The organism is Vibrio sp. 2134-1 (assembly GCF_033339495.1).
In genome coordinates this window covers 1-937 of record NZ_JAWOUS010000187.1, presented here as the reverse complement: position 1 = coordinate 937, position 937 = coordinate 1, and the positions used below count along the sequence as shown (strand labels likewise).

Genomic DNA, 937 nt, shown 5'->3' with positions numbered 1-937 from the left:
AGAACATTGCTAAGTATGTCCAAAATGCCAAGGCAGGTTGCTGTACCACATTTGCTTTCGCTGCCGCTGCTGAAATGATTCAAGGCATGTCGGGCACACCAGAAAACCAGCCAAAAGTAGAAGTTGTGGCGTTTAAAAAAGGCCATTCTGGCACGCACCTTTATGTATTGGTGGGGAGACAAGAAGGCAGCGACATTAAAGACCCATCGACATGGAATAAAGACGTAAAAATCGTCGATCCTTGGGCGGCGTCAGCATTTGGTGCGACCATGTTCGGTGATGCCCAACGCCCGCCAGTATCGAACATGTTCCCCCCAACAGAAGTGATTTTCGATAGCCACAAACTTGGTTAATCGAGGCTTGTACGTTGATTTGACATCGAACATGAAAATCGAACCCGTAAGAAAAGAGCAGCAGAGTGTTGCTCTTTTTTATTTATAAACCAAATAGTTAAATTGAGGTTGTATCTGAGGCCATCATCACAAAGAAACGGTGAAAGTGACAAAAATAAAACCATTAGCGACATCGTCAAAATGGGAATCGGTGTTCAATAGAGTGACGGAAACAAGAGGAAAGATTATGAACACGATTCAACCACTGCTCGATGAGTTTTGTCGTTTAAATGAATTACCACCACTCATTTTAGAAGATGGAAATCGTTGTCAGCTTCTCGTTGATGATCGATTCGTGCTGTACTTCACCGCCACAGAAGATGACGCCTTAATGCTCTCTGTTGCGTTTGGCGGCTTAGAAAAATCGGGAGAGGTGCGCATAAGAGGCTTAGAGCTATTAGCCCGCGCAAATTACCAAAGAGTAGGCAGTGGCAACTTGGCGTTATCGCTCGCCCCGAACGGTCGACAACTTGTCTTAGCGGGTCGCCAACCTACCGAGCATCTTAACTCAGCCAACTTGACAGTTTGGTTCCACGAAATCATCG

General features: G+C 45.6%; 1 protein-coding gene and 1 pseudogene. Both read left to right on the top strand.

Going from position 1 to position 937, the window contains the following annotated elements:
* A pseudogene (vopR, locus tag R7R78_RS24830) lies at positions 1-353 on the top strand (type III secretion system effector VopR); the annotation flags it as partial.
* A gap of 226 nt (positions 354-579) precedes the next feature.
* Positions 580-937, top strand: a 358-nt coding sequence (gene vecA / locus R7R78_RS24825) for a CesT family type III secretion system chaperone VecA (RefSeq protein ID WP_225474460.1), incomplete at its 3' end; no start/stop codon positions are given.